Annotated in this window: 17 protein-coding genes, 1 tRNA gene and 2 pseudogenes; 11 read left to right on the top strand and 9 right to left on the bottom strand. The window is 73.5% G+C overall.

Annotated features, from left to right (window positions below):
• Positions 1-332: 332 nt before the first annotated feature.
• The gene (locus tag DMB38_RS10515; protein ID WP_125934947.1) at positions 333-1,973 is read right to left on the bottom strand and encodes a beta-N-acetylhexosaminidase; all 1,641 of its coding nucleotides are present in this window, start codon (positions 1,971-1,973) and stop codon (positions 333-335) included.
• Positions 1,974-2,146: 173 nt separating this feature from the next.
• On the opposite strand from DMB38_RS10515, the gene DMB38_RS10510 reads away from it, so the two are divergent.
• The gene (locus DMB38_RS10510; protein WP_047019935.1) at positions 2,147-2,404 is read left to right on the top strand and encodes a hypothetical protein; all 258 of its coding nucleotides are present in this window, start codon (positions 2,147-2,149) and stop codon (positions 2,402-2,404) included.
• A 37-nt stretch (positions 2,405-2,441) separates the two neighbouring features.
• Positions 2,442-4,256: a glutamine--fructose-6-phosphate transaminase (isomerizing) gene (gene glmS, locus DMB38_RS10505; protein ID WP_125934946.1), complete on the top strand. Its 1,815-nt coding sequence runs from the start codon at positions 2,442-2,444 to the stop codon at positions 4,254-4,256.
• Positions 4,257-4,308: 52 nt separating this feature from the next.
• On the opposite strand, the gene DMB38_RS10500 is transcribed toward glmS, so the two are convergent.
• Entirely contained in the window at positions 4,309-5,436 is a 1,128-nt protein-coding gene (locus DMB38_RS10500) for a ThiF family adenylyltransferase (protein ID WP_125934945.1), read from the bottom strand.
• A gap of 179 nt (positions 5,437-5,615) precedes the next feature.
• Here DMB38_RS10500 and DMB38_RS10495 point away from each other — a divergent pair, with 179 nt between their 5' ends.
• Positions 5,616-6,980, top strand: a complete 1,365-nt coding sequence (locus DMB38_RS10495; protein ID WP_125934944.1) for a M14 family zinc carboxypeptidase — start codon at positions 5,616-5,618, stop codon at positions 6,978-6,980.
• A 368-nt stretch (positions 6,981-7,348) separates the two neighbouring features.
• On the opposite strand, the gene DMB38_RS10490 is transcribed toward DMB38_RS10495, so the two are convergent.
• The gene (locus DMB38_RS10490) at positions 7,349-7,870 is read right to left on the bottom strand and encodes a universal stress protein (protein ID WP_047015912.1); all 522 of its coding nucleotides are present in this window, start codon (positions 7,868-7,870) and stop codon (positions 7,349-7,351) included.
• Positions 7,871-8,749: 879 nt separating this feature from the next.
• Here DMB38_RS10490 and DMB38_RS10485 point away from each other — a divergent pair.
• The 3 genes from DMB38_RS10485 (at position 8,750) to DMB38_RS10475 (ending at position 10,850) form a co-directional block, all read left to right on the top strand.
• A complete protein-coding gene (locus DMB38_RS10485; protein WP_240662105.1) occupies positions 8,750-10,066 on the top strand; it encodes a helix-turn-helix domain-containing protein in 1,317 nt (438 codons plus the stop codon).
• 10 nt (positions 10,067-10,076) lie between these two features.
• Positions 10,077-10,685: an oligoribonuclease gene (gene orn / locus DMB38_RS10480; RefSeq protein WP_047015911.1), complete on the top strand. Its 609-nt coding sequence runs from the start codon at positions 10,077-10,079 to the stop codon at positions 10,683-10,685.
• Between the two features lie 92 nt (positions 10,686-10,777).
• Positions 10,778-10,850, top strand: a tRNA-His gene (locus tag DMB38_RS10475).
• Between the two features lie 94 nt (positions 10,851-10,944).
• Here the strand turns inward: DMB38_RS10475 and DMB38_RS36745 are convergent.
• Positions 10,945-11,172: pseudogene (locus tag DMB38_RS36745) on the bottom strand (LacI family transcriptional regulator); the annotation flags it as partial.
• A gap of 302 nt (positions 11,173-11,474) precedes the next feature.
• On the opposite strand from DMB38_RS36745, the gene DMB38_RS10465 reads away from it, so the two are divergent.
• Both DMB38_RS10465 and DMB38_RS10460 read left to right on the top strand, forming a co-directional pair.
• Positions 11,475-12,806 (top strand): FAD-dependent oxidoreductase, encoded by a 1,332-nt coding sequence (locus DMB38_RS10465; protein WP_125934943.1) that lies wholly within the window; start codon positions 11,475-11,477, stop codon positions 12,804-12,806.
• A 48-nt stretch (positions 12,807-12,854) separates the two neighbouring features.
• Positions 12,855-13,054: pseudogene (locus tag DMB38_RS10460) on the top strand (transposase family protein); the annotation flags it as partial.
• Positions 13,055-13,305: 251 nt separating this feature from the next.
• Here DMB38_RS10460 and DMB38_RS10455 read toward each other — a convergent pair.
• Both DMB38_RS10455 and DMB38_RS10450 read right to left on the bottom strand, forming a co-directional pair.
• A complete protein-coding gene (locus DMB38_RS10455) occupies positions 13,306-13,866 on the bottom strand; it encodes a PD40 domain-containing protein (RefSeq protein ID WP_125934942.1) in 561 nt (186 codons plus the stop codon).
• A gap of 280 nt (positions 13,867-14,146) precedes the next feature.
• Positions 14,147-14,686: a CGNR zinc finger domain-containing protein gene (locus tag DMB38_RS10450; RefSeq protein WP_206337674.1), complete on the bottom strand. Its 540-nt coding sequence runs from the start codon at positions 14,684-14,686 to the stop codon at positions 14,147-14,149.
• Between the two features lie 81 nt (positions 14,687-14,767).
• On the opposite strand from DMB38_RS10450, the gene DMB38_RS10445 reads away from it, so the two are divergent.
• The 3 genes from DMB38_RS10445 to DMB38_RS10435 all read left to right on the top strand — a co-directional run bounded on the left by DMB38_RS10445 (position 14,768) and on the right by DMB38_RS10435 (position 17,752).
• Complete coding sequence (locus tag DMB38_RS10445) at positions 14,768-16,033, top strand: MFS transporter (RefSeq protein ID WP_125934940.1); 1,266 nt, start codon at positions 14,768-14,770, stop codon at positions 16,031-16,033.
• 106 nt (positions 16,034-16,139) lie between these two features.
• Positions 16,140-16,547 carry a YciI family protein gene (locus tag DMB38_RS10440; RefSeq protein WP_047019933.1) on the top strand — a complete coding sequence of 136 codons (408 nt, stop codon included), beginning with the start codon at positions 16,140-16,142 and terminating at the stop codon, positions 16,545-16,547.
• Entirely contained in the window at positions 16,544-17,752 is a 1,209-nt protein-coding gene (locus DMB38_RS10435) for a DUF6596 domain-containing protein (protein ID WP_125934939.1), read from the top strand. The genes DMB38_RS10440 and DMB38_RS10435 overlap by 4 nt, the downstream gene beginning before the upstream one ends.
• A 216-nt stretch (positions 17,753-17,968) precedes the next feature.
• Here DMB38_RS10435 and DMB38_RS10430 read toward each other — a convergent pair whose 3' ends face one another.
• From DMB38_RS10430 to DMB38_RS10420, 3 genes are read right to left on the bottom strand one after another with little or no spacing between them, the layout of a single operon-like run.
• Positions 17,969-20,302 (bottom strand): GNAT family N-acetyltransferase, encoded by a 2,334-nt coding sequence (locus tag DMB38_RS10430; protein WP_125934938.1) that lies wholly within the window; start codon positions 20,300-20,302, stop codon positions 17,969-17,971.
• On the bottom strand, positions 20,302-21,678 hold the full coding sequence (locus tag DMB38_RS10425) for a lysine N(6)-hydroxylase/L-ornithine N(5)-oxygenase family protein (RefSeq protein ID WP_125934937.1): 1,377 nt from the start codon (positions 21,676-21,678) through the stop codon (positions 20,302-20,304). Before DMB38_RS10425 ends, DMB38_RS10430 begins: the two co-directional genes overlap by 1 nt.
• Complete coding sequence (locus DMB38_RS10420; protein ID WP_125934936.1) at positions 21,566-23,149, bottom strand: aspartate aminotransferase family protein; 1,584 nt, start codon at positions 23,147-23,149, stop codon at positions 21,566-21,568. Before DMB38_RS10420 ends, DMB38_RS10425 begins: the two co-directional genes overlap by 113 nt.
• Between the last annotated feature and the right edge of the window lie 33 nt (positions 23,150-23,182).

Here is a 23,182-nt window from a genome sequence, read left to right as displayed (position 1 = left end):
CCGAGCGGCACCCGCACCTGAACGACCGTCCGTGCGCCGCCGGGGCGGGGTGCTCCCGCCCCGCCGGCGCACGGATTAAGTGCTTCCGATGCGTTCCTCAAGAGAGCCTTAAGGCTCGCGCCCGGCGCCCGTGTTGCGATTTTTGCCCGAGTCGGGGCCACTAGCGTGCGTAGCGTTCCTCGGGACGGCGCGGAGGCGGTGGTCTCCAGCCGTGCCGAGCGGTGCGGGCCGTCCCCCCACCGCCTCCCCTCAGCGGGCTCCGCGGCCTCGCCGCGGACCGGCAGCCGCCGGGGGGAGGCGGGCCCGTGCCCCCGGTCCCGGCGGCGCCGGGATCACTCCCAGGGCACCTGCGCCGAGCGGTAGAAGTCGACGCCCATCGCCTCCCACCGCGGGCCCTGCGCCACCAGCCGGTCCCGGTAGCCGTCCCAGCCGAGCTTCGCGGCCGGGGACCAGCCCAGCTCGGCGGCGCCCGCGGCGCGCGGGAAGGCCATGAACTCGATCTGGTCGCTGGTCGACAGCGTCTCCGACCACAACGGCGCCTCGACGCCGAGGATCGCGCTCTCGGGCACGCCGCCGCGCATGTACGTGCCGGGGTCCCAGTCGTAGGACTGCCGCACCTCGACGTACCCGGCCCAGCTCAGCCCGAGGGGCGTCTGCGCGTGGTACTTCATGTCCAGATACGTCCTGTTGGCCGGCGACAGCACCAGCGGCGTCCCCGCCTTGGCCGCGTCGATGACCCCCTGCTCGCCGCCGGTGGTGCCCCAGTACTGCGCGACGGTGCCCTCGGCGGGGCTCGCGGTGATCTGGTGCCAGCCGACGACCGTCTTGCCGTACCCGGCGACGATCGCCTGCGCCCGCTCCATGAAGGCGACGTACTCGTCGTGCGGTGTGGAGTGGGCCTCGTCGCCGCCGATGTGGAGGTACTTGCCGGGCGTCAGCTCGGCCAGCTCGCGGACGACGTCGTCCACGAAGTCGTACGTGACCTCCTTCGGCACGCAGAGCGAGCTGAAGCCGACGCTCGTGCCGGTGTAGAGCGGCGGGGCGACGCCGTCGCAGTTCAGCTCGGCGTACGAGGCGAGGGCGGAGTTGGTGTGGCCCGGCATGTCGACCTCCGGCACGACGGTCATGTGCCGGCTCGCGGCGTACGCGACCAGCTCGCGGTACTGGTCCTTGGTGTAGTAGCCGCCGGGGCCGCCGCCGACCTGCGTACTGCCGCCGTACTCGGCCAGGTTCGGCCACGAGTCGATCGCCAGCCGCCAGCCCTGGTCGTCGGTGAGGTGCAGGTGCAGGGTGTTGTACTTGTAGAGCGCGAGCTGGTCGATGTAGCGCTTGACCTGCTCGACGGTGAAGAAGTGCCGCGCCACGTCGAGCATCGCGCTGCGGTACGCGAACCGCGGCTCGTCGGTGATGCGCCCGCCCGCCACCGGCCACGGCCCGTCCTGCCGGGTGTCCGCCTCCACGGCGGGCGGCAGCAACTGGCGCAGGGTCTGGACACCGTGGAAGAGCCCGGCGGGGGCGGCGGCGGAGATCAGCACCCCGTCGGCGCCGGAGGTCAGCTCGTAGCCCTCGGTGCCGACGGCCTTCTTCAGCTCGGCGCTCAGCCGCAGCTCCACGTCGCCCGACTTGCTGCCGACGGGCAGCTCGAAGCCGGTCGAGGGGCGCAGCACGCCGGCCAGGTACTCGCCCGCGTCCCGGGCGGACGCGGCGGCGGCCGAGCTGCCGGCGGGCACCCGGATGGCGGTATCGGCGGTGATCTCGTACGGGCTGCCGCCGGGCGCGACGGCGGCGGGGGCGGGGATGACGGAGTCCAGCGCGGCCGGCGCGGCGGCCCGCCGCCCCCCGTCCGCCGCGCCGGGCGCCGCCGCGCCGCCGGCGCCGGCGCCCGCGGCGACGGTGAGCAGCAGCGCGACCCCCAGGCGCGCGAGGGAGCGCGGGGAGCGGTGCGGGGGAGTCCTCAGGCGGTGACCTCTCACAGTGGTCCCTTCGGGGCTGCGGCTCGTGCGCATGACATGGACATTCCCAGGCGTACCGCCGGTGTCCGCGCCGGTCAAGGGTGTAGACCATTCCGGCGAGGGGAAGGAAGGATTCCTGCCCGATTCCGGGCAGATTTCTTGCGGAAGTGAAGATCATCAAGCAGTATCGACGGGTGCACGACGACCTCATCGACCACCTGACACGCAGCGCGCCGCTCAGCCGCGGCGAAGCCGCGCGGGTCGTGCAGGACGTCCTGGCCTACTTCGACGAGACGACGCCCGCGTTCGTCCGCCGCCGCCACCGCGAGCTCCAGGCGGCCGGCCTGGTGAACGACGAGATCTTCGACCGGATCGCCCGCGAGCTGGCGCACCGCGCGGTCGCCCCGCCCGAACTGACCCGGCGCCAACTGCGCCGCCTCGTCTACGGCTAGCCCCACCCTCACCCTCTCCCGACAGGAAGCGAACGATATGTGCGGAATCGTTGGTTACATCGGCAAGCGAGACGCCGCGCCGCTGCTGCTCGAAGGGCTCCAGCGGCTGGAGTACCGGGGCTACGACTCCGCCGGCGTGGCCATCGCCGCCCGCTCCGGCGCGCTGAAGACGGTCAAGGCCAAGGGCCGGGTACGTGACCTGGAGGCCCGGCTGCCCAAGCGCTTCGCCGGCGCCACGGGCATCGCGCACACCCGCTGGGCCACCCACGGCGCCCCCAGCGACGCCAACGCCCACCCGCACCTGGACGAGGCGGGCAAGGTCGCCGTCGTCCACAACGGGATCATCGACAACGCCGCCGACCTGCGCGCCAAGCTCGCGGCCGACGGCGTCGAGCTGACCTCAGAGACCGACACCGAGGTGCTGGCCCACCTCGTCGGCCGCTCCGCCGCCGCCACTCTGGAGGAGGCCGTACGCGAGACGATGCGGCTGGTGGAGGGCACGTACGGCATCGCCGTGCTGCACGCCGACCACCCCGACCGCATCGTCGTCGCCCGCAACGGCTCGCCCGTGGTGCTCGGCATCGGCGAGCGGGAGATGTTCGTCGCCTCCGACGTCGCCGCGCTGGTCTCGCACACCCGGCAGGTCGTCACCCTCGAAGACGGCGAGATGGCCACGATCAAGGCCGACGACTACCGCACGTACACCACCGAGGGCTCGCGCACCTCGTCCTCGCCGGAGACGGTGGAGTGGTCGCCCGAGTCGTACGACATGGCGGGCCACGACACGTACATGCACAAGGAGATCTGCGAACAGGCCGAAGCCGTCGACCGCGTGCTGCGCGGGCGCATCGAGGACCGGTTCTCCACCGTCCACCTCGGCGGCCTCAACCTGGACGCGCGCGAGGCGCGCGCGGTGCGGCGCGTGAAGATCCTGGGCTGCGGCACGTCGTACCACGCGGGCATGATCGGCGCGCAGTTGGTCGAGGAGCTGGCGCGGGTGCCCGCGGACGCCGAGCCGGCCAGCGAGTTCCGCTACCGCAACCCCGTCGTCGACCCCGACACGCTCTACGTCGCCGTCTCCCAGTCCGGCGAGACGTACGACGTGCTGGCCGCCGTGCAGGAGCTGAAGCGCAAGGGCGCGCGGGTCCTCGGCGTCGTCAACGTCGTCGGCTCGGCCATCGCCCGGGAGACGGACGGCGGCATCTACGTGCACGCGGGCCCGGAGGTCTGCGTCGTGTCCACCAAGTGCTTCACCAACACCGTCGTCGCCTTCGGCCTGCTCGCGCTCCACCTCGGCCGCATCCGCGACCTGTCGGTCGCCGACGGCCGCCGCGTCATCGAGGGGCTGCGGCGGCTGCCGGAGCAGATCGCCGAGATGCTGCGCGGCGAGGACGAGATCCGGGCGCTGGCGAAGGAGTACGCGCACGCCAGGTCGATGATGTTCATCGGCCGGGTCCGCGGGTACCCGGTGGCCCGGGAGGCGGCGCTGAAGCTCAAGGAGGTCAGCTACATCCACGCCGAGGCGTACCCGGCCTCCGAGCTGAAGCACGGCCCGCTGGCGCTCATCGAGCCCGAGGTGCCGACGGTGGCGATCGTGCCGGACGACGAGCTGCTGGAGAAGAACCGGGCGGCGCTGGAGGAGATCAAGGCGCGCGAGGGCCGCATCCTCGCGGTGGCGCACCGGCGGCAGGAGAAGGCGGACCACACGATCGTGGTACCGCGCAGCGAGCCGGAGCTCGACCCCATCCTCATGGGCATCCCGCTCCAGCTCTTCGCGTACCACACGGCGCTGGAGCTGGGCCGCGACATCGACAAGCCGCGGAACCTGGCGAAGTCGGTGACGGTGGAGTAGACGCGGGCGGTGGCGGCGGCCGGCCGCGGGGCCGGCCGCCCGCCACCGTGTCTCACCCGCGGCCGCCGCAGGCCGGGCAGTCCGGGCGGCGGGGCAGCCGGACGGTCACCTCGTCGCCGGGCACCATCAGGTTGAACCCGAAGCGGACGCCGGGTTCGAGCGGCGGGATGCCGGTCAGCAGGGCCAGGGCGCCGTACGCGACGAGCGCGCCGGAGAGCCCGGCGGTGACCGCGTTGGCCGGGTTCCACGGCAGGTGCGCGGAAGTGCCGGGCTCGTCCGCCCCGGGGGCGAGGCCGAGGTCGGCCCGCTGCCTGGCCTGGTCGTGCAGGCACTCCCAGCACCCGCCGCTACCCGGCCGGTGGACGCCCGCGGTGACCAGCGGCCCGCTGTAGCCGCCGTCCACCCACGGCAGTCCCGCGGCCAGGCAGGCCCGGTTCGCCCAGCGCCGTATCTGCGGCGGCCCGTCGGCGCCCAGCACGAACACGTCGTACGGGGGCGAGGAGACGACGAGCGCGGCCAGCTCCGCGGCGGTGGCGATGCGGCGCACCTCGCCGGTGACGCGGATGTCGGGGTTGAGGGCGGCGAGCCTGGCCACCGCCGCCTCGGCCTTCCGCCGCCCCAGGTCTGCCTCCGCGTACAGCAACTGCCGGTTGAGGTTCGACAGTTCCACCCGGTCGTCGTCGACCACGTGCAGGTGGCCGACGCCCGAGGCGGCCAGGTGCCAGGCGGCCGCGCCCCCCGTACCCCCGACGCCCAGGACCAGTACCCGGGCCTCCTTCAGCCGCAGTTGCGCCTCCCACGCGCTGGCGCGGGCGCCCAGGTCCATCCAGCGGAGCAGCGGTACGCCCCGGCTGTAGCGCTCGGCCTCCCGCGGCGAGAACTGCGCGGGCAGCGGCGCGGCCGCGTCCTCCAGGAAGCCCGCCGCGGCCAGCCGCTCCAGCGCCGCGGTGACGTCGCCGGGTTCGATCTCCTCGTGCCGGGTGCGCACGGCGGTGACGATGTCGCGCGTGCTGCGGCTGCCGTCGGCCGCCTCGACCAGCGTCCAGACCCACCCCCGCGGGTCCTCGATCTCCGCGCCGACGCCGTAGATCACGCTGCCGATACGGACGTTTCCCGCCACGGTGCGATAGCCGCGGTGCTCCGGTTTGACCCGGGGCCGCGCCCACTCTCCCACCGCCATACCCCACTCCAGGATGATGCGCCAGGAAGCTTGCACCGACGCGGCCCAATGTGCACTACTGAGTGAGTCGTTTCAAGCACACAGAGTTGACAAGGGTGGGAGGGAGGCGCGATGCAGGAGATCAGGATCCGTCGTCTCGACAAGAAGGAGACGGCAGGCGACAGCAACCCCAGCGGCGAGTGACGTCGGTCGGCGTCCCCGCGCTGGCGCGGCACCGCTACCCCACCGTGGACGACCTCACCCGGACCGCCCGCGACCTGGCGCGGCGCCATCCGTCCCGCTGCCGGCTGCGGCAGATCGGCGAATCCCGCGCGGGGGAGCCGCTGTGGCTGCTCTCCGTCGGCCACGGCTCCCGGAACGTCCTGGTCGTCAGCGGCGCGCACGCGAACGAGCCGGCCGGGGGCGCGGCCGTCGCCGACCTGGCCTACCGGGCCGTACGCGGCGGGCACGGGGGGCACGGGGGGCGCGCCGGGGCCGGCGCGCGCGACCGCCGCCACGACCGCGACGCCGCCTGGCACTTCCTGCTCTGCCTGGACCCGGACGGCGCCCGCCACACCGAGCCCTGGACCCGCCACCCCGGCACCCTGGAGCGCCAGCTCCGCCACTTCTACCGGCCCGCCGCCGACCAGCAGCCCGAGTGGCTGCCGCCGCCGGGCGGCCGGGCCGCGCCGCTGCCGGAGACCCGGGCGCTGCTGACCGTGCTGGACGAACTGCGCCCGGCGGTGCAGTTCTCCCTGCACGCCAACGACGTCGGCGGCGCCTGGGTGCAGCTCACCCACGACCTGCCGGGCGCCCGCGCGGCGCTCGCGGACGCCGCCGCCGGCCTGGCCGTGCCGCTGGCCGTGGCCCCTGTGGACACGCTGCACATGCCCGGCGCGGGACCGGGCGTCTTCCTCATGGCCGCGGGGGCGGGGCTCGACGCCAACGTCGTGCACCGCGACTGGCTGACCCGTTCGACATGGTTCCACCCGCTGCGGTACGGCACGGTGACCGCCGTCGTCGAGACGCCCGTCTGGGCCGTCGAGGGCGTCGCCGACCTCCGGCCCACCGGGGCGCCGAGGGTGGTCGTGGGAGAGGCCGTGGGCCATCTGCGGGCGCAGGCCGACCGGTTGGCGGGGCTGCTGGACGAGGCCCGTACCGGACTCGGCGCCGCCCCGGGGCCGTTGGTGGACGCCGCGGCCTGGCTCACCGAAGCCTGCTTCACCAACGCCGCGCAGTGGTCCGCGCCGCCCTCGCCGGGCAGCCCGCCGCCCGCGGCGACCGCGGGCGGCGCCCTCGCACTGCGCATGGCCGCCCGGCGGCTGCCGCTGCGGGCGGCGGCGATGCTCGCCCGTGCGACGGACGGCCATCCCCTCGGTCCCGAGGCGGAGACGCTGCTCACCCGCTGGCGCCGCAGCTACGCGGCCGGCTTCGGGCCCCGCTGGATCCCCGTACGCGACCAGGCCGCCCTGCAGACGGAGTTCATCGCCCGCCTCGCCCGCCTGGCCCTCGACTCCGCGCCCCGCACGGACGGCTCCCCCGCGAACCGTCGCCGCGGCGGGTGACGGGGCCCCGTCCGGGCCGACGCACCGGGGCGCGGCGGAGGGTGCCGTACGGAGCGTGGACGTGAGGCGGTCCGGAGCCACCGGCCCCGTTCAACCCGCCGCCCCTCGGCGGGAGGCGAAAGAGCGGCCCTCTGCGCGTGCCACCACGTCGCGCAGAGGGCCGCCTCCCCTGTGCCGGCGTCGCCCAATACGCCGGCGGTGCCGCTGCCGTACCGGGGACCGTCACCTCCCGGTCGGCAGCGCGTCGTCGTGTCCCCTATATGCCCCTCACAAATTCACAACCCACATCTACCCGCGAGTAGATTTCTCCGGGGAGGCGCGACGGCGCGCACCACGGGCGCGACCGGCGCAAACGTGCGCGGGGGCGGCTACGGAACGACGACGACGGGCCGTTGCGCCCGCCGGGCGAGGCGGCCCGCGACCGAGCCGAAGATGCGGCCCACGATGCCCTGCGTGGAGCCGACCACGATGGCGTCGGCCTCGTACTCCCGGCCGACTTCCTCCAGTTCGTGGCAGATGTCGCCGCCGCGCTCGACGAGGATCCAGGGCACGTCCGACAGGTAGTCGGCGCAGGCGAGTTCCAGCCCGAGGACTTCGGTGCGGTGGTCGGGAACGTCCACGAAGACGGGCGGTTCGCAGCCGGCCCAGACGGTGGTGGGCAGCCGGTTGGCCACGTGCACGATGATCAGGCCGCAGCCCAGGCGCCGCGCCATCCCTACCGCGTAGGCCAGGGCGCGTTCACTGGACATGGAGCCGTCGAAGCCGCAGACGACGCCGTGCTTGAAAGCGGGATCGCAGCCTTGGCGCGGCTCGGCCGCCGCCTCCAGGTCCGCCGTGGGATCGGCGACCGGCTTGCGGTCCGCGGGTTCGGGGAATTCGTGACCGGCCATCGGTGTCTCGGCGAAGGGAATCCTCGTGGCTGGAGGGACACGGCTTGCTGTGTCCGCGCTTCCTGTGTCCGGGAATCATCTTCCCAATCCCGTACAACAAGGGTACGGCGACACCACCTCCCTTGCCCAGGGGCGGGCGGCGGTATGCCAGGTGGCCCCGGCGAACGGTTCACAGGAGCATGCCCCAGTGCGGCGTCCCGCGCAACGCCGACCGGTCGGCGCGGCGGCCCGGCGATCGGTCTCGGGCACCGCCGGGGGCGCACGGCGGCGGCGCTCGGGGATCACGCCGCCGCCCTCCGTGCCGCCCCCCACGCTTCCGTGCGCTGTCGCCGCGCCCCCGGGGTCCGTCGTCGCCGCCGCGAAGGCAAACGTGGCACGTGCGCCGGGGTCGCGCCGCAGGACACGGCGCGGGCGCGGCCGGCACCGGCGTTTTCGCGGCTGGGCGCGGGCGTACGCCCTTGGTTGAGGGGACAACCTCCTCTGACCCGATCTTTTCGGCCAACTTCCCTTCTGCACACCGGAGTTGCAAGACTTAAGGCTGGAACGTTCCGGGCTCGGGGGGCTGGGGGCGCAGTCGGGGCGCACGAGCCTTGCACGTCGGAGAACCGGAGGGGGTGGCCTTCCCTGATGCGTGAACGAGTGGAACCGTTCGCGATCGAAAGCTTCACGCCAGGTTTCCTTGTCGACATAGAGGCAGGGCCGAACCTGGCACGCGTGTCACACAAGAGCCGCTCTACCTGTCGTTATAGATGCGGGGCTGAAGCTGTCCGGTCCGCCGGACGACACACAGTAGATTTGATCTTGGCCGAGAGACCGAGATCGTCCCGGGGGTGTAGGTGCAGGACGCGGAGGAAGAGAGAAGCGAGGGGGCTTAGCGTCATGAGCCAGGACTCCACCGGAGCGGGCGCAACGATCCGGTCCGGCGGGCCACGCACACCCGAGGCGGCGGCAGCCGCGGTGCGGACCGAGGCGGTGCGGGGCGAAGCACCGCGCCCGCCCCGGCGGCGCCGTGAGGTCGTCGCCGTGCTGCTGTTCAGCGGTGGCCCCGTCTTCGAGAACTCCATCCCCCTCTCCGTCTTCGGAGTCGACCGCCAGGACGCCGGCACCCCCCGGTACCGGCTGCTGGTCTGCGCCGGTGAGGACGGTCCGCTGCGTACCACCGGCGGCCTGGAGCTCTCCGCCCCGTACGGGCTGGAAGCGCTGGCCCGGGCCGGCACCGTCGTCGTGCCCGCGTGGCGCTCCATCACCCAGCCGCCGCCCGCCGCGGCGCTGGACGCGCTGCGCAGGGCGCACGAGGACGGCGCCCGCATCGTCGGGCTGTGCACGGGCGCGTTCGCGCTGGCCGCGGCCGGACTGCTCGACGGCCGCCCGGCGACCACGCACTGGATGTACGCGCCGACGCTCGCCAAGCGCTACCCGTCGGTCCACATGGACCCGCGCGAGCTGTTCGTCGACGACGGCGACATCCTCACCTCGGCGAGCACGGCCGCCGGCATCGACCTGTGCCTGCACCTGGTGCGCCAGGACCACGGCGCCGAGGCCGCCGCCGCGCTCTCCCGGAGGCTGGTGGTGCCCGCGCGGCGCGGCAGCGGCCAGGAGCGCTACCTCGACAGATCTTTACCCGAGGAGATCGGCGGAGACCCGCTGGCGGAGGTCGTCGCCTGGGCGCTGGAGAACCTGCACGAGCAGTTCGACGTGGAGACTCTGGCGGCCCGCGCGTACATGAGCCGACGCACGTTCGACCGGCGGTTCCGCTCGCTCACCGGCAGCGCACCGCTGCAGTGGCTGATCACCCAGCGGGTGCTTCAGGCGCAGCGGCTGCTGGAGACGTCGGACTTCTCCGTGGACGAAGTGGCGGGGCGCTGCGGCTTCCGCTCGCCGGTCGCGCTGCGCGGGCACTTCCGCCGCCAGCTCGGCTCCTCCCCGGCCGCGTACCGGGCCGCCTACCGGGCCCGCAACCCCCAGTCCGTACCGCCGCCGGAACCCCCCACGGTCCCGGCCCCGCGGCGCCCGCAGCCGCCCGGCGCGGCCGGGCCCGCCGGGGTCGCGGGCGGGGGCATGGGGGCGGCGCGGACGGCGCGGAGAAGCCGCAGTCCGACGCGTTCGCGCCCGGCCACCCCGAGCCGCACCCGCCGCGGCACCGGGGAGCGCTCGCCAGGCGCGCGACCGTACCGGGACAGCGGGACCGGCACGTAGGGTGAGGGCCATGAACGATCGGATGGTCTGGATCGACTGCGAGATGACGGGCCTCTCGCTGATCGACGACGCGCTCGTCGAGGTGGCCGCGCTCGTCACCGACTCGGAGCTCAACGTGCTCGGTGACGGCGTCGACATCGTGATCCGGCCCCCGGCCGCGGCCCTCGCCTCCATGCCCGACGTCGTCCGCGCCATGCACACCGCCTCCGGCCTGCTCGACGAGCTGGCCGGCGGCACGACGCTGGCGGACGCGGAGCGGCAGGTGCTCGCCTACGTACGCGAGTTCGTCCCCGAACCCGGCCGCGCCCCGCTCTGCGGCAACTCCGTCGGCACCGACCGCGGCTTCCTCAGCCGGGACATGCCGAACCTGGAGGGCCACCTGCACTACCGCATCGTGGACGTCTCGTCCGTCAAGGAGCTGGCCCGCCGCTGGTACCCGCGGGCCTACTTCAACAGCCCCGAGAAGGCGGGCAACCACCGCGCGCTGGCCGACATCCGGGAGAGCATCGCCGAACTCCGCTACTACCGCGAGGCGGTCTTCGTCCCCCCGCCGGGCCCGGATTCGGAGACCGCCAAGGCCATCGCGTCCCGCCACACGCTGGCGGCGGACGGCTCGTAACGAAGCCCCCGCGGCCCGGGGAAAGCGGGAGGCGAGCACCGCCGGCGACCCTGTACACTTCTACACGGCCGGTGCGGAAGCATCAGCTCACGGTGGGTGTAGCTCAGATGGTAGAGCACCTGGTTGTGGTCCAGGTGGCCGCGGGTTCAAGTCCCGTCACTCACCCTCACGGAAACGCAGGTCAGGCCCGGTACTCCGATGCGGAGTACCGGGCCTGACGGCTGTCTGGGGGCGGTTGGGGAGTGGCAGGGGAGTGGATCTAGGAATTCCGCCCCTTGGCAGATGCTCTGAGTAGCCGGTCGAGCACCGTCACGGGGGAGCCCGGCGACAGGTTCCGGCGGGCCCGTAAGGACTCCTCCCACAGCTCCGTCAGTCCTCGGCACAAGCGCCGCCGCATGGCCTGGGTCACGTGGGTGTACCGGGCAGAGATGGAGCAGTCCTGGTGCCCCATGCGCTCATCCATGAGGACCTTCTCCGTCCCCAGCTCCGAACCGTCACCTCATCGATGGCCACCTCGAAGAAGCTCTTTGTGTCCATCGAAGCGGCGGGTCGAGCGGCCATGGCCACCGGCGCCGGGCAGCGGCGTCTCGATCTGCACCGGGCCGCCGGACAGCGCGGCGCGCCCGTGCCAGGGCGCGGACCCGATCGGAACGCCGCACCGCCGCGTCGACGACGGGGCGCCCGGGTGCCGGCTCCGGCCCGTGTCCACGGACGTGCCCTGTCGGTCGCCTTTCGCGTGCGGGATGATGAGGCGGCGGGGCGCAATCCGCGGGGGCGAGGGGGTGTGAAGTGGCGGTCGACGCGATGACCCATGCGGTGGTGGTGGGAGCCGGGGTCTCCGGTCTGCTCGCAGCTCACGTGCTGGCGAGCAGCTTTGAGCGGGTGACGGTGGTCGAGCGGGATGAGTTCGCCGACGGGGCGCCCGCGTTCCGGTCCGGGGTGCCGCAGTCGCGACATGTGCACGTCCTGTGGTCCCGCGGGCAGGCCGCGGTGGACGCGCTCTTACCGGGGGCCGTCACCGACCTCGAAGCCGCCGGGGCCACCGTCGTGCGCGCCCCTGATCAGATGCGCTGGCTCTCTCCGGCCAGGTGGTTCGCCGACGTCCCGGGAGCGCACTACCTCTCCGCCTCGCGCGAACTGCTGGAGGCGACCCTACGGCGCCGGATCGACGACCATCCCGCGATCGCGTGGATGCCCCGCCATGAGGTGACCGCTCTGGTGCCCGGGCGAAACGGGGCGGCAGCGGTGTCCGGTGTACGGCTGCGCGAGCGTGGCAAGGACGGCCAGGAGTCCACGGTGCACTCGGACCTGGTGGTCGTCGCCACCGGCCGCAGCTCCCGTACCACCCGCTGGCTGGTCGAACTCGGTCACGCCGCGCCAGCCACGGAGAGGTTCGACGCGCACCTCGGCTACTCCTCGCGCTACTACCGGCGCCCGGCCGCCGAGGGTCCCTGGACGGCCATGTACGTGCAGGGCACCCCCGATGTTCCGCGCGGCGGGGTGATCGTGCCGATCGAAGGCGGGCGCTGGCTGGTCACGTTGCTGGGGCAGGCTGAACACCAACCACCGATCGAGGAGAAGGACTGGCTCGCCTTCGCCGCCTCGCTGCGTACCGATGAGCTGGCAGAGGCGCTCGCGGGTCTGGAGCCGTTGTCGGACGCGGTCGCCTTCCGGGCGACGGCGAACGAGTGGACGCACTTCGAGCGGGCGAGGCGGTGGCCCCGGGGACTGCTGGTGATCGGTGACGCCCTGTGCCGCTTCAACCCGGTCTACGGGCACGGGATGACGGTCGCGGCGATGCAGGCGCAGGCCATCGCCGCCCGGATCGCGACGCTCAGGCCGGCGGAGGTCCCCGCACGCGCACCGGAGCTGCAGAAAGCCGTGGCGAAGTGCGTGCGCGGCGCCTGGGCGATCGCCACGGGCGAGGACGCCCGGTACCCGAGCACGGACGGGCCGAAGCCGGGGCCACTGGGCAGGATGCAGCAGCGCTACATGTCGCGGGTGGTGGCTGCGGCCAACACCGACCCAGTGGTGTCCGAGGCGTTCTTCGCGGTGCTGTCACTCAACCGCCCCCCTGAGTCGCTGCTGACGCCGCGGATCGCGGCGCGCGCGAGGCGCTGACCGACCGGCTCGTCTGACCACTGCTCACGGCTCGTCGAGTGGGTCACCATGCTGCTTGTCACTCGTGAGGCGACCGGCGCTGCAAGCTCTGTGCGTCTCCACGCGCGATGGTGGCGCTGGTGTACCTGCGCGCGCACATCACTCTGGCGAAGATCGCTGCCGGGCTCGGCATCAGCGAGTCCACCGCCCACCCTTACACCAGCACGGTCGTCGACCTTCTCGCCGCACGTGCACCGGGCCTGCTGAAGACGCCATGTACATACAGGACCGCACCTCCTGTGGTTCTCTGCGGTTACCTGCGTCCAGACGTGAGAGCTGGGCCGTCGGGGGAGTGGCGTGGGAGTGGATCTTCGTATTCTCTGCCGGAGTAACCGCGTGAGACCAACGGATCCCGAAGCTCTGACCTGCGTCGTAGTCTGCTAGGCGTGGTAGCGGGTCACATGAGACCTGGTTGTGGTCCAGGTGGCCGCCTGACCGCTGTTCTGGGGTGTCGGCTCCGTTACTGGGCGAGCCAGTCCCGCAGGTCCAGTTGCCGGTCGCTGAGCACGGTGGCGCTCGCCCCGGGGGTGGCGTCCACGACGTACACCTTCCTCGTGGAGGCGTCGTCCTGGCCCGTGAACGCGATCCGGTCGCCGTCGGGGGAGAAGACCGGGGTCCAGGCGTAGACGGGGATCCGCACGTCGAGGAAAGTGCCGTCGCTCACGTCCACGGAGCGCAGTCCGTAGCCCGTGGAGTAGACGATGTGCCGGCCGTCCGCGGACCAGTCAGGCCGTGTCCACTCGCCGCCGCGGTGGTCGGTGGTGAGTGTGCTGACCTTGCCCGAGGCCAGGTGCAGCACGTGGAGGTCACGGCCGCAGTTATTGTCCTCGCCGGTGTCCCAACATGTCGTCGTCAGGAAGGCGAGGCTCTCGCCGTCCGGGGAGAACGCGGCGTCGTGGCCGCCGGTGGTGTTCAGCACCTCGCGGCCGGTGCCGTCCGTGGCGATCCACTCCAGTCGCTGGGTCTGGTCCGAACGCATGGTGTGGAAGAGGATGCGCTCGCCGTCCGGCGCCCAGGCCACCTCGTCGATTGAGTCGCTCGCCCCGTCGACCAGTACGCGCGCGTTGCCGCCGTCGGCGTCCGCGATCCAGAGGTCGGAGCGGTACGTGCAGCCCTCGGGCTTCGGCGGTGCTGTCGGCGGCGGCGTGCACGGTGAGCGGCAGGCTCGTGGCGACCATGAGCGCGAGTGTTAACGCGGCGTGTCTGAGGCGCATCTGTTCCTCCCCTTGCGTCGCGGACCGGCAGCCCCGGTCCTACGGGGGCAGCGCACGGCGGGCGGGAAACGTCACTGGGCGGCCCGCTCAGCCGGGGGCGGCGGCGCGGCGGGCGGCGTAGGTGCGGGCCTTGGCGCGGTTGCCGCAGCCCTGCATCGAGCACCAGCGTTTGCTGCGGTTCTTCGACGTGTCCCAGAACGCCTCGTGGCAGGTGTGCTCCGCGCAGCGCTTGAGGCGGGCCGCGTCGCCGGTGATCGTCAGCGTGCTCCAGGCGAGGGCCAGCTCCGCGACCGCCCGCTCCGCGGGCGTGAGGCCGGGGGCGGGGACCGGGGGGCCGGCGGTGGTGGGGTGGAGGGGGAAGCGGGTGAGGGCCGCGTCGGCCGCCGCCGTGACGGCGGGGTCGGGGGTGTCGCCCACGTGGGCGCCCAGGTGTTCGCGGATGCCCGCGCGCAGGGCGACGGCCGCCGCGTGCAGGCCCGGGTCGGGGGTGGCGGTGACCGGCAGAACGTGTGTCGTCAGCCAGGCGGCCAGCTCGTCCGGGGTGCTCAGGGTGTCCGTGCCGGCGTAGATGTCCAGGGTGTTGGCGAAATCGGCCACCAGCTCGGCGGCCCGAGGAGGTGTGCGCATACGGACCACTTTACCGGCTATCGCGTTTGGTGGTAACTTCCTCTCACCGGTAAACGGCTTTGGTGGTTAGAGGGGGACGTCATGGGTGCAGCCGGGGTGCTGGAGAGTGATCGGCTACGGGCCGGGCGGGACGCCGGGCGCCGCAACACCGCCGTCCTCGTCGCGTTCACCGCCGTGACGAACCTCGCCGACGGCGTCGTGAAGATGGCCCTGCCGCTGCTCGCCGTCCGTGCCGGCGGCTCTCCCGCGCAGGTCACCGGGGTGGCGCTGGCCATCTCGCTGCCGTGGCTGCTCGTCGCCCTGCACGCGGGTGTGCTCGTCGACCGCGTCGACCGGCGCCGGCTGCTGTGGATCATCAACGTGCTGCGGCTGCTCGCCATGGTGCCGCTGCTCGCCGCCGCCGCGAGCGGCGGCCTCTCCGTGGCGCTGCTGGCCGCCGCCGGTGCGGCCATCGGGGTCGCCGACGTCGTCGCCTCCACCGCGGCCACCGCGCTGGTCCCCGCCGCCGTCCCGCCCGCCGGGCGGGACAGGGCGAACGCGTGGATGGCCGGGGCGGAGACGGTGTTCAGCGAGTTCGCCGGGCCGTTCGTCGGCGGGCTGCTCATCGCGGTGGGCGCCGGGTGGGCGCTGGGTGCGACCTGGGCCGCGTACGCCGCGGCGGCGCTCGTGCTGCTGCTGCTCGCCGGGCGGTTCCGGGCGGGGGCCGTGGCGTACGGGAACGGGGACGAGGCGCCCGCGACCACCGTCAACGGGCAGATCGCCGAAGGGCTCCGCTACCTCTGGCGGCACCGCCTGCTGCGCTCCCTCTCCCTCATCCTCACCGTCCTCTCCGGCACCTGGGGCGCCTGGCTCGCGCTCATCCCGCTCTACGCGACCCGCGACATGGGCCTCACCCCCGGCGAGTACGGCGTGCTGCTCAGCGCGCTCGGCATCGGCGGGCTCCTCGGCGCCACCACCGTGACCTGGCTCAACCGGCTGCTGGGCCGCCGCCGCGTGATGCTCGCCGACCTCTTCGGCACCGCCGCGATGGCCGCCGTCCCGGCGCTCACCGCCGACGCGCGTGCCGTCGCCGCGGCCGCGTTCCTCGGCGGGCTCGGCGGCACGCTGTGGACGGTCAACAGCCGCACGGTCATCCAGCGGGCGGTGCCGGACGCGATGCTCGGCCGGTTCAGCTCCGCGAACCGGATGTTCGCCTGGGGCGCGATGCCGCTGGGCGCCGGGCTGGTCGGGGTCCTCGCGGAGTTCGCCGGGCCGCGGGCGGCGTTCGGCTTCTTCGCGGTGGCCTCGCTGCTGACGGTCCCGTTCTTCCTGCGGGCGGCCGCGCGGGGCGCGGACACCCTGCGCTGAGCCTTCTGCCAGATTTTTTCGCGGGGGATGTCGAGAACCGGCGCGCGGCTCCGTCCCCGGGGTGAACGCGGCCCACAATGGGCCGTACCTCGGCAAGGAGAAGATCATGGCCAAGTACCTGCTGCTCAAGCACTACCGCGGCGCGCCGGCGGCGGTCAACGACGTCCCGATGGACCAGTGGGAGCCGGAGGAGGTCACGGCCCACATCCAGTACATGCGTGACTTCGCCGCCCGGCTGGAGGCCACCGGCGAGTTCGTCGGCGAGCAGGCGCTCGCCCCGGAGGGCACCTTCGTCCGCTACGACGGCGAGGGCAGGCCCCCGGTCACCGACGGGCCGTTCGCGGAGACCAAGGACCTGATCGCCGGCTGGATGGTGATCGACGTGGAGACCTACGACCGCGCGCTGGAGCTGGCCGCCGAGCTGTCCGCCGCCCCGGGCGCGGGCGGCAAGCCGATCCACGAATGGCTGGAGATCCGCCCGGCCTACGGCGTGCAGGCCCCGGCCGCCGAGTGAACGAGTCGCTGCTGCGGGAGCTGGTGCCGGAGGTCATCGGGGTCCTCGTCCGCCGCGGAGCAGACTTCGCGGCGGCCGAGGACGCCGTACAGGACGCCCTGGTCGAGGCCGTGCGCGGCTGGCCGGAGGGCGACGTGCCGAGGGACCCCAAGGGGTGGCTGATCACGGTGGCGTGGCGCAAGTTCCTGGATACCGTACGGGCCGAGAGCTCCCGGCGGCGGCGCGAGGAACGGGTCGAGGCCGAGCCCGCGCCGGACGGGGGCGGGGCGGTGGACGACACGCTCCAGCTCTACTTCCTCTGCGCGCACCCGTCCCTGACGCCGGCCTCGGCCGTCGCGCTGACGCTGCGCGCGGTCGGCGGGCTGACGACGCGGCAGATCGCGCGGGCGTATCTGGTGCCCGAGGCGACCATGGCACAGCGGATCAGCAGGGCGAAGCGGACGGTCTCCGGGGTGCGGTTCGACCAGCCCGGGGACCTGGCGACCGTGCTGCGGGTGCTGTACCTGGTGTTCAACGAGGGCTACTCCGGGGACGTCGACCTGTCGGCGGAGGCGATCCGGCTGACGCGGCAGTTGGCGGCGAGGACGGGCGCGGCGGTGGCGAGAGGGGGTGGGGGCGAGGGTGCCGGTGCCGGGGGGACCGGGGCCGGCGGTGAGGAGGTCGCGGGACTGCTGGCGCTCATGCTGCTCCACCATGCGCGGCGGCCGGCGCGTACCGGCGCGGACGGCAGGCTCGTACCGCTCGCCGAGCAGGACCGCGGGCTGTGGGACACCGGACTGATCGCCGAGGGCGTCGGGATCCTCCAGGCGGCGCTGGCCCGGGACCGCCTGGGGGAGTTCCAGGCGCAGGCGGCGATCGCCGCGCTGCACGCGGACGCCCCGACGGCGGGGGAGACGGACTGGGTGCAGATCGTGGAGTGGTACGACGAGCTGGTACGCCTCACCGGCAGCCCGGTGGCCAGGCTCAACCGGGCGGTGGCGGTGGGCGAGGCGGACGGGGCGAGGGCGGGGCTGGCGGCGCTGGCGGACCTCGATCCGTCGCTGCCGCGGTACGCGGCGGTGGCGGCGTACCTGCACGAGCGGGACGGCGACACGGAGACGGCGGCCGGGCTGTACGCGCAGGCGGCCCGCTCGGCGCCGAACATACCGGAGCGGGACCACCTGACGCGGCAGGCCGCGCGGCTCAACGCGCGGCGGCGGGGGTGAAGGGGGCGGTGGCGCGGGCGGGTCGAGGGGCAGGCCGGTGACACCGGCCGGGTCACGGGCTTTGTCGGTGGAGCGGCCTACCCTGGGGCGGGTGTGCGGGGTTCGGGGGGCGGATTTCGGCGGTGGGCGTCGGCGTTCGGGGCCCTGTGAGGCGCATGCCTGCCGGGCCACCGGCGTCTCGTCCTCGGTGGCCCGGGCTGCTGTCGGTGGGGCGGCCTACCCTGGGGCGGGTGTGCGGGGACGGTGCGGGGCCAGAGGGTTGCGGAGGGTGCCCACCAACTGGAGGGCCGCCGACGGGTCCGTGAGGTCGACCATCTGCCGGTTGTCCCGCAACTGCAGCCTGTTGAGGCACGACAGCGCGAACTCCGGCGCGAACAGGTCGTGCCGCTCGAACCGGTCCGCCAGGTCCGGCACCGCCGCCCGGTAGTCCCGCGCGCACTCCGCGACCGTCCGCCAGAAGTCCTCCTCGCCCAGCACCCCCGCCTCGTCCAGCAGCGGCGCCAGGAAGCGGAAGAAGCAGTCGAAGACGTCCGTGAAGACCGACAGCAGTTGCATGTCGTCCGGGACCTCGGCGCGGATCCGCTCCGCCGCCGGCGGCAGCGGCAGGTCCGGGTCCATGACCACGACCTCCTCCGCGATGTCCTTGAAGAGCGCGCGCACCACCGCCCCCGCCTCGTCCAGGACCAGGATGACGTTCTCGCCGTGCGGCATGAACGCCAGCCCGTATGCGTAGAAGGCGTGCAGCAGCGGCGTCAGATACGCGTCGAGGTACCGCCGCAGCCACACCTCGGGCGCCAGCCCCGAGCCCTCGACCAGCGCCGCCGCCAGCGGGCGGCCCGCGCGGTCGGTGTGCAGCAGCGCCGCCATCGTCGCGAGCCGCTCGCCCTCGGCGAGCCGCGGCACCGGGCTCTCCCGCCACAGCGCGGCGAGCATCTTGCGGTACGGCGAGCCGGGGGCGGTGGCGGCCTCGTACGCCTCGTGGCGGTAGCCGACGGCGGCCAGTTCGCGGAGGACCACCAGGCCCGTGCCGCGCAGCACCTCGTCCTGGTCGACCAGCCTCGCGACCCAGTCGTTGATCGCCGGGGTGGCCTCCATGTACGCGGCGGAGAGCCCGCGCATGAAGCCCATGTTGAGCACGGAGAGCGCCGTCTTGACGTAGTGCTTCCGGGGCACGGACGTGTTGAAGAAGGTGCGTATCGACTGCTGCGGCTGGTACGTGTCCTCGCTCTCGCCGAGGTACACCAGCCGGCGCGCGGCGACCTCGCCCGCGAAGGTGACCGAGAGCTTGTGCTCCCACTGCCAGGGGTGCGCGGGCATCAGCAGGTAGTCGTCCGGGTCCAGGCCCAGGGCGCGGAGGCGGGCCGCGAAGCGGTCCAGCACGGCGGGCCCCAGCTCCGCGCGGAGCAGGGTGTCGTAGTCGAGGTCGGCGGCGCAGGTGAAGGCCGCCCGGTCGCGGTGGGCGGCGAGCCAGACGAGGCGGGTGCGGGCGCCGGTCTCGGGGGCGTACGCGCGGTAGTCCGCCGCGCCCAGCCCCAGGCGGCCGTTGTTGGCGACGAAGCAGGGGTGGCCCTCCGTCATCCCCGCCTCGATCCGCTGGAAGTCCGCGGTCGCCAGGTCCGGGTCCTCGGGCCCGGCGAGCTTGTACGCGCTGCTCGCCAGCGTGGACGTGATCTCCTCCAGGTACACCGGCAGCACCTCGGCGCTCAGCCCCAGCGGCTCCCGGAGTTCGGCGAAGAACCGCAGCGCGTCGGGCGCCGAGCCCTCCGGCGGGTCGCCGGGGGCGTGGCGGGTGACCGTGCGCGGGTCGACGCGCCAGTGGTCCAGCGCGTAGCGCCGGGCCTCGAAGCGGTATTCGGCGTCCCCCACCCGTAGCGCGTACGAGCCGACCCCCCGCGGCTGTGGCGTCAGCAGCCGCTCGTGGGTGAACTCCCCGATGGCCTTGGCCAGGAGCCGGCGGGTCGCCTCCGCCCAGTGGCCGGGGGTGAGGTGCCCGGTGGGGTCGGGAGGTGCCGGCGCCTGCGAGGCGGCGAACTGCTCGCGGGTGCAGAAGCTCAGCAGCGCCTCCTTGCCCGGCTTCCCCGGGGCGCCCGGTATCCGTACGCGGCGGGCGACGCGGAAGCCCACGGCCTCGTTGAGCGCGTGCACCGCGGTGTTGCGCGCGTCGGGCTCGACCACGACCCGGCGCACCGCCGGGTCGGCGAAGAGCCACTCCATCACCGCCGTGATCACCGCGCGGGTGAAGCCGTGCACGGGGGTGTCGGCGGGCGCGGTGAGGAAGTGCATGCCGACGTCGCCGTCCTCGGCGGCGTAGACGCCGGTCAGCTCACGGTGCGCCGGGTCGTAGCGCTCGGCGAGGAACGCGGGGGTGCCGTCGGCGAGGCCGAGCCAGGCGTCGTGGTGCGGATCGGCGGCGATCCGCGCGTACTCCTTCTCGACCTCCTCCGGCGTGCAGCCCTGCATGAGCCAGAACGCGGCCTTCGGATGGGTGACCCAGGTGTGCAGCAGCGGCGCGTCCAGGGCCGGGTCCAGGGGGCGCAGGGTGAGTTCCATCAGGCCGGCGCTCCGAACTCCTGGAAGGCGATGGACTTCTCGACCGGGTAGACCTCGCGGCCCGTCATCTCCCGGATGATGCAGGAGTTGCGGTACGCGGCCATGCCCAGGTCGGGGGCGGCGAAGCCGTGGGTGTGCAGCTCGGCGTTCTGGACGAAGACCTCGCGGCCCGCGTGGTCGACGGTGTAGTTGCGGGCGACGGCGAAGCGTCCCTGCTCGTCGCGCGCGAGGCGGTCGGCGATGCCGGCGAGGAAGGGCGGCTCGGCGTAGCGGTAGCCGGTGGCCAGCACCAGGCCCTGGGTGGCCAGCTCGAAGTCCCGGCCCTGCTCCTCGTGGCGGAGCCCCAGGGTGTACGTGCCGTCCGCGTACCCGGCGGAGACGAGGGCGGTGTTGGTGAGCAGCCGGGTCGGCACCGGGCCGCGGCGGGACTTGACGTAGAGCAGGTCGAAGATGGCGTCGATCAGCTCGGTGTTGATGCCCTTGTAGAGGCTCTTCTGCGCGGGGCCCAGCCGGTCGCGGACGGGCGCCGGCAGCGCGTGGAAGTAGTCGACGTACTCGGGGGAGGTCATCTCCAGCGTCAGCTTGGTGTACTCCAGCGGGAAGAACCGCGGCGAGCGGGTCACCCAGGTGAGGTGGTAGCCGTCGGGGCCGAGGTCCTGGAGGAGGTCGTAGTAGATCTCGGCGGCGCTCTGCCCGCTGCCGACGATCGTGACCGACTCCTTGTCCCGCAGCCGCTCGCGGTGCTCCAGATAGCGGCTGTTGTGGAGGAGGTCGCCGCCGAGGCCGCGGCACGGCTCGGGTACGTACGGCGGCGTGCCGGTGCCGAGGACGAGGCGGCGGCCGCGGTAGGTGCCGCGCGGGGTGCGGACGACGTACGTGCCGTCGGCCGCGTCCCGTACGACGTCGGTGACCTCCTCGCCGAAGCGGATGCCGGGGAGTTGGGCGGCGGCCCAGCGGCAGTAGTCGTTGAACTCCTCGCGCAGCGGATAGAAGCTCTCGCGGATGTAGAAGGAGTACAGCCGCCCGGTCTCCTTCAGGTAGTTCAGGAAGGAGTACGGGGACGTGGGGTCGGCGAGCGTGACCAGGTCCGACATGAACGGCGTCTGGAGCGTGCTGCCTTCGATGAACATCCCGGAGTGCCAGTCGAAGTCGGGCTTGCGCTCCAGGAAGACGCCGTCGAGGCCGTCGACCGGCGCGGAGAGGCAGGCCAGGCCCAGGTTGAACGGACCGAGGCCGACGGCGACGAAGTCGTGGACGCGGGTCTCAGCGCGCGGGGACCGGCGGGGCCGCCGGGCCTGCGGGGCCTGCGGGGACTGCGGCGACTGCCGGGACTGCGGGGGCTGCTGGGTCGGCGGCGGCGGGGACGTCGGGGACAAGGGACTCTCCGGTGTGGTCGGCGGCGTGCGCGGCTATGAGGTCGAGGACGGCGGCCAGGTCCTCGGTGGTGGTCTCGGGGTTGAGCAGCGTGAACTTCAGGTGGTGCCGGCCGTCGACCTTGGTGCCCGCGACCATCGCGGCGCCGGAGGCGGCCAGCCGTTCGCGGGCGCGCAGGTTGGCGGCGTCGACGAGGGCGGGGTCGGTGCCGGCGGGGCCGTCCGGGACGTAGCGGAAGACCAGCGTCGACAACTGCGGCCGTACGACGACCTCGAAGCGGGGGTCCGCGTCGAGCAGCCGCCACCCGGCCCCGGCGAGGTCGCAGACCTCGTCGAAGAGCGCGCCGACGCCGTCGGCGCCCATGACGCGCAGCGTCAGCCAGAGCTTGAGCGCGTCGAACCTCCGGGTGGTCTGGAGTGACTTGTCGACCTGGTTGGGGATCTGCTCGGCGGCCATGCGCTCGGGGTTGAGGTAGTCGGCGTGGTACGTCGCGTGCCGCAGGGTCGCCCGGTCCCGTACCAGCACGGCGGAGGAACTGACCGGCTGGAAGAAGGACTTGTGGAAGTCGACGGTCACCGAGTCGGCGCGCTCGATGCCGGCGAGGAGGTGCCGGCGGCGGCCCGAGACCAGCAGCCCGCAGCCGTACGCCGCGTCCACGTGCAGCCACACGCCGTACCCGGCGCACACCCCGGCGAGCTGCGCCAGCGGATCGACGCTGCCGAAGTCGGTGGTGCCCGCGGTGGCGACGACGGCCATGGGGACGAGGTCGTCGCGCTGGAGCCGCGCGAGGGCGGCGGCCAGCGCGGCGGGCCGCATGCGGCGCTCCGCGTCGCACGGCACCTCGACGACGGCCTCCTCGCCGAGGCCGAGGAGCGCGGCGGCCTTGCGGACGCTGAAGTGGCCGTGCGCGGAGGCGAGGATGCGCAGCCGGGGCAGGATCTCGGCGGTGCGCAGCCCGGTGCCCCGCTGCTTGCGCACGCCGTCGCACGCCTCCTCGCGGGCGAGCAGGAGTGCGTGCAGGTTGGACTGGGTGCCGCCGGAGGTGAACACGCCGTCCGCGGCCGGGCCGAGGCCGATGCGGGCGGCGGTCCAGTCGATGAGGCGGCGCTCGATGAGGGTGGCGCCGGCGGACTGGTCCCAGGTGTCCAGGGAGGAGTTGACGGCGGAGAGCACCGCCTCGCCGAGGACGGCGGGGATGACGACGGGGCAGTTGAGGTGGGCGAGGTAGCGCGGGTGGTGGAAGTAGACGGCGTCACGCAGGTAGAGCCGGTCCAGCTCGGCCAGCGCGGCGCCGGCGTCACCGAGGGGGAGGTCGAGGTCGACGGCGTCGACGACCGGGGCGAGGGCGGGGGGTGTGATGCCCGTGAACGGGCGGTCTGCATGGGCCAGTCGGGCCGCGATGTGCTCGACGCCTGCGGTGACCGTACGACGGTAGGCACCGGCGGTGCGGTCGTTGAGCAGGTGGGACCTCATGGATGGTGTCCTCACGACGGGGGCCAAAAACTT

It is taken from the genome of Streptomyces sp. WAC 06738, assembly GCF_003945505.1.
Taxonomy (GTDB): domain Bacteria; phylum Actinomycetota; class Actinomycetes; order Streptomycetales; family Streptomycetaceae; genus Streptomyces.
The sequence above is the reverse complement of the archived record's forward strand: the minus strand, read 5'-3'. Positions and strand labels throughout refer to the sequence as shown.

What these genes read in the sequence shown, in the direction of transcription:
- glmS (WP_125934946.1), top strand. Translation starts at nt 2,442, where the DNA reads ATGTGCGGAATCGTTGGTTACATCGGCAAGCGAGACGCCGCGCCGCTG.
- DMB38_RS10500 (WP_125934945.1), bottom strand. Translation starts at nt 5,436, where the DNA reads ATGGCGGTGGGAGAGTGGGCGCGGCCCCGGGTCAAACCGGAGCACCGC.
- DMB38_RS10490 (WP_047015912.1), bottom strand. Translation starts at nt 7,870, where the DNA reads ATGGCCGGTCACGAATTCCCCGAACCCGCGGACCGCAAGCCGGTCGCC.
- DMB38_RS10485 (WP_240662105.1), top strand. Translation starts at nt 8,750, where the DNA reads ATGAGCCAGGACTCCACCGGAGCGGGCGCAACGATCCGGTCCGGCGGG.
- orn (WP_047015911.1), top strand. Translation starts at nt 10,077, where the DNA reads ATGAACGATCGGATGGTCTGGATCGACTGCGAGATGACGGGCCTCTCG.
- DMB38_RS10450 (WP_206337674.1), bottom strand. Translation starts at nt 14,686, where the DNA reads ATGCGCACACCTCCTCGGGCCGCCGAGCTGGTGGCCGATTTCGCCAAC.
- DMB38_RS10445 (WP_125934940.1), top strand. Translation starts at nt 14,768, where the DNA reads ATGGGTGCAGCCGGGGTGCTGGAGAGTGATCGGCTACGGGCCGGGCGG.
- DMB38_RS10440 (WP_047019933.1), top strand. Translation starts at nt 16,140, where the DNA reads ATGGCCAAGTACCTGCTGCTCAAGCACTACCGCGGCGCGCCGGCGGCG.
- DMB38_RS10430 (WP_125934938.1), bottom strand. Translation starts at nt 20,302, where the DNA reads ATGGAACTCACCCTGCGCCCCCTGGACCCGGCCCTGGACGCGCCGCTG.
- DMB38_RS10420 (WP_125934936.1), bottom strand. Translation starts at nt 23,149, where the DNA reads ATGAGGTCCCACCTGCTCAACGACCGCACCGCCGGTGCCTACCGTCGT.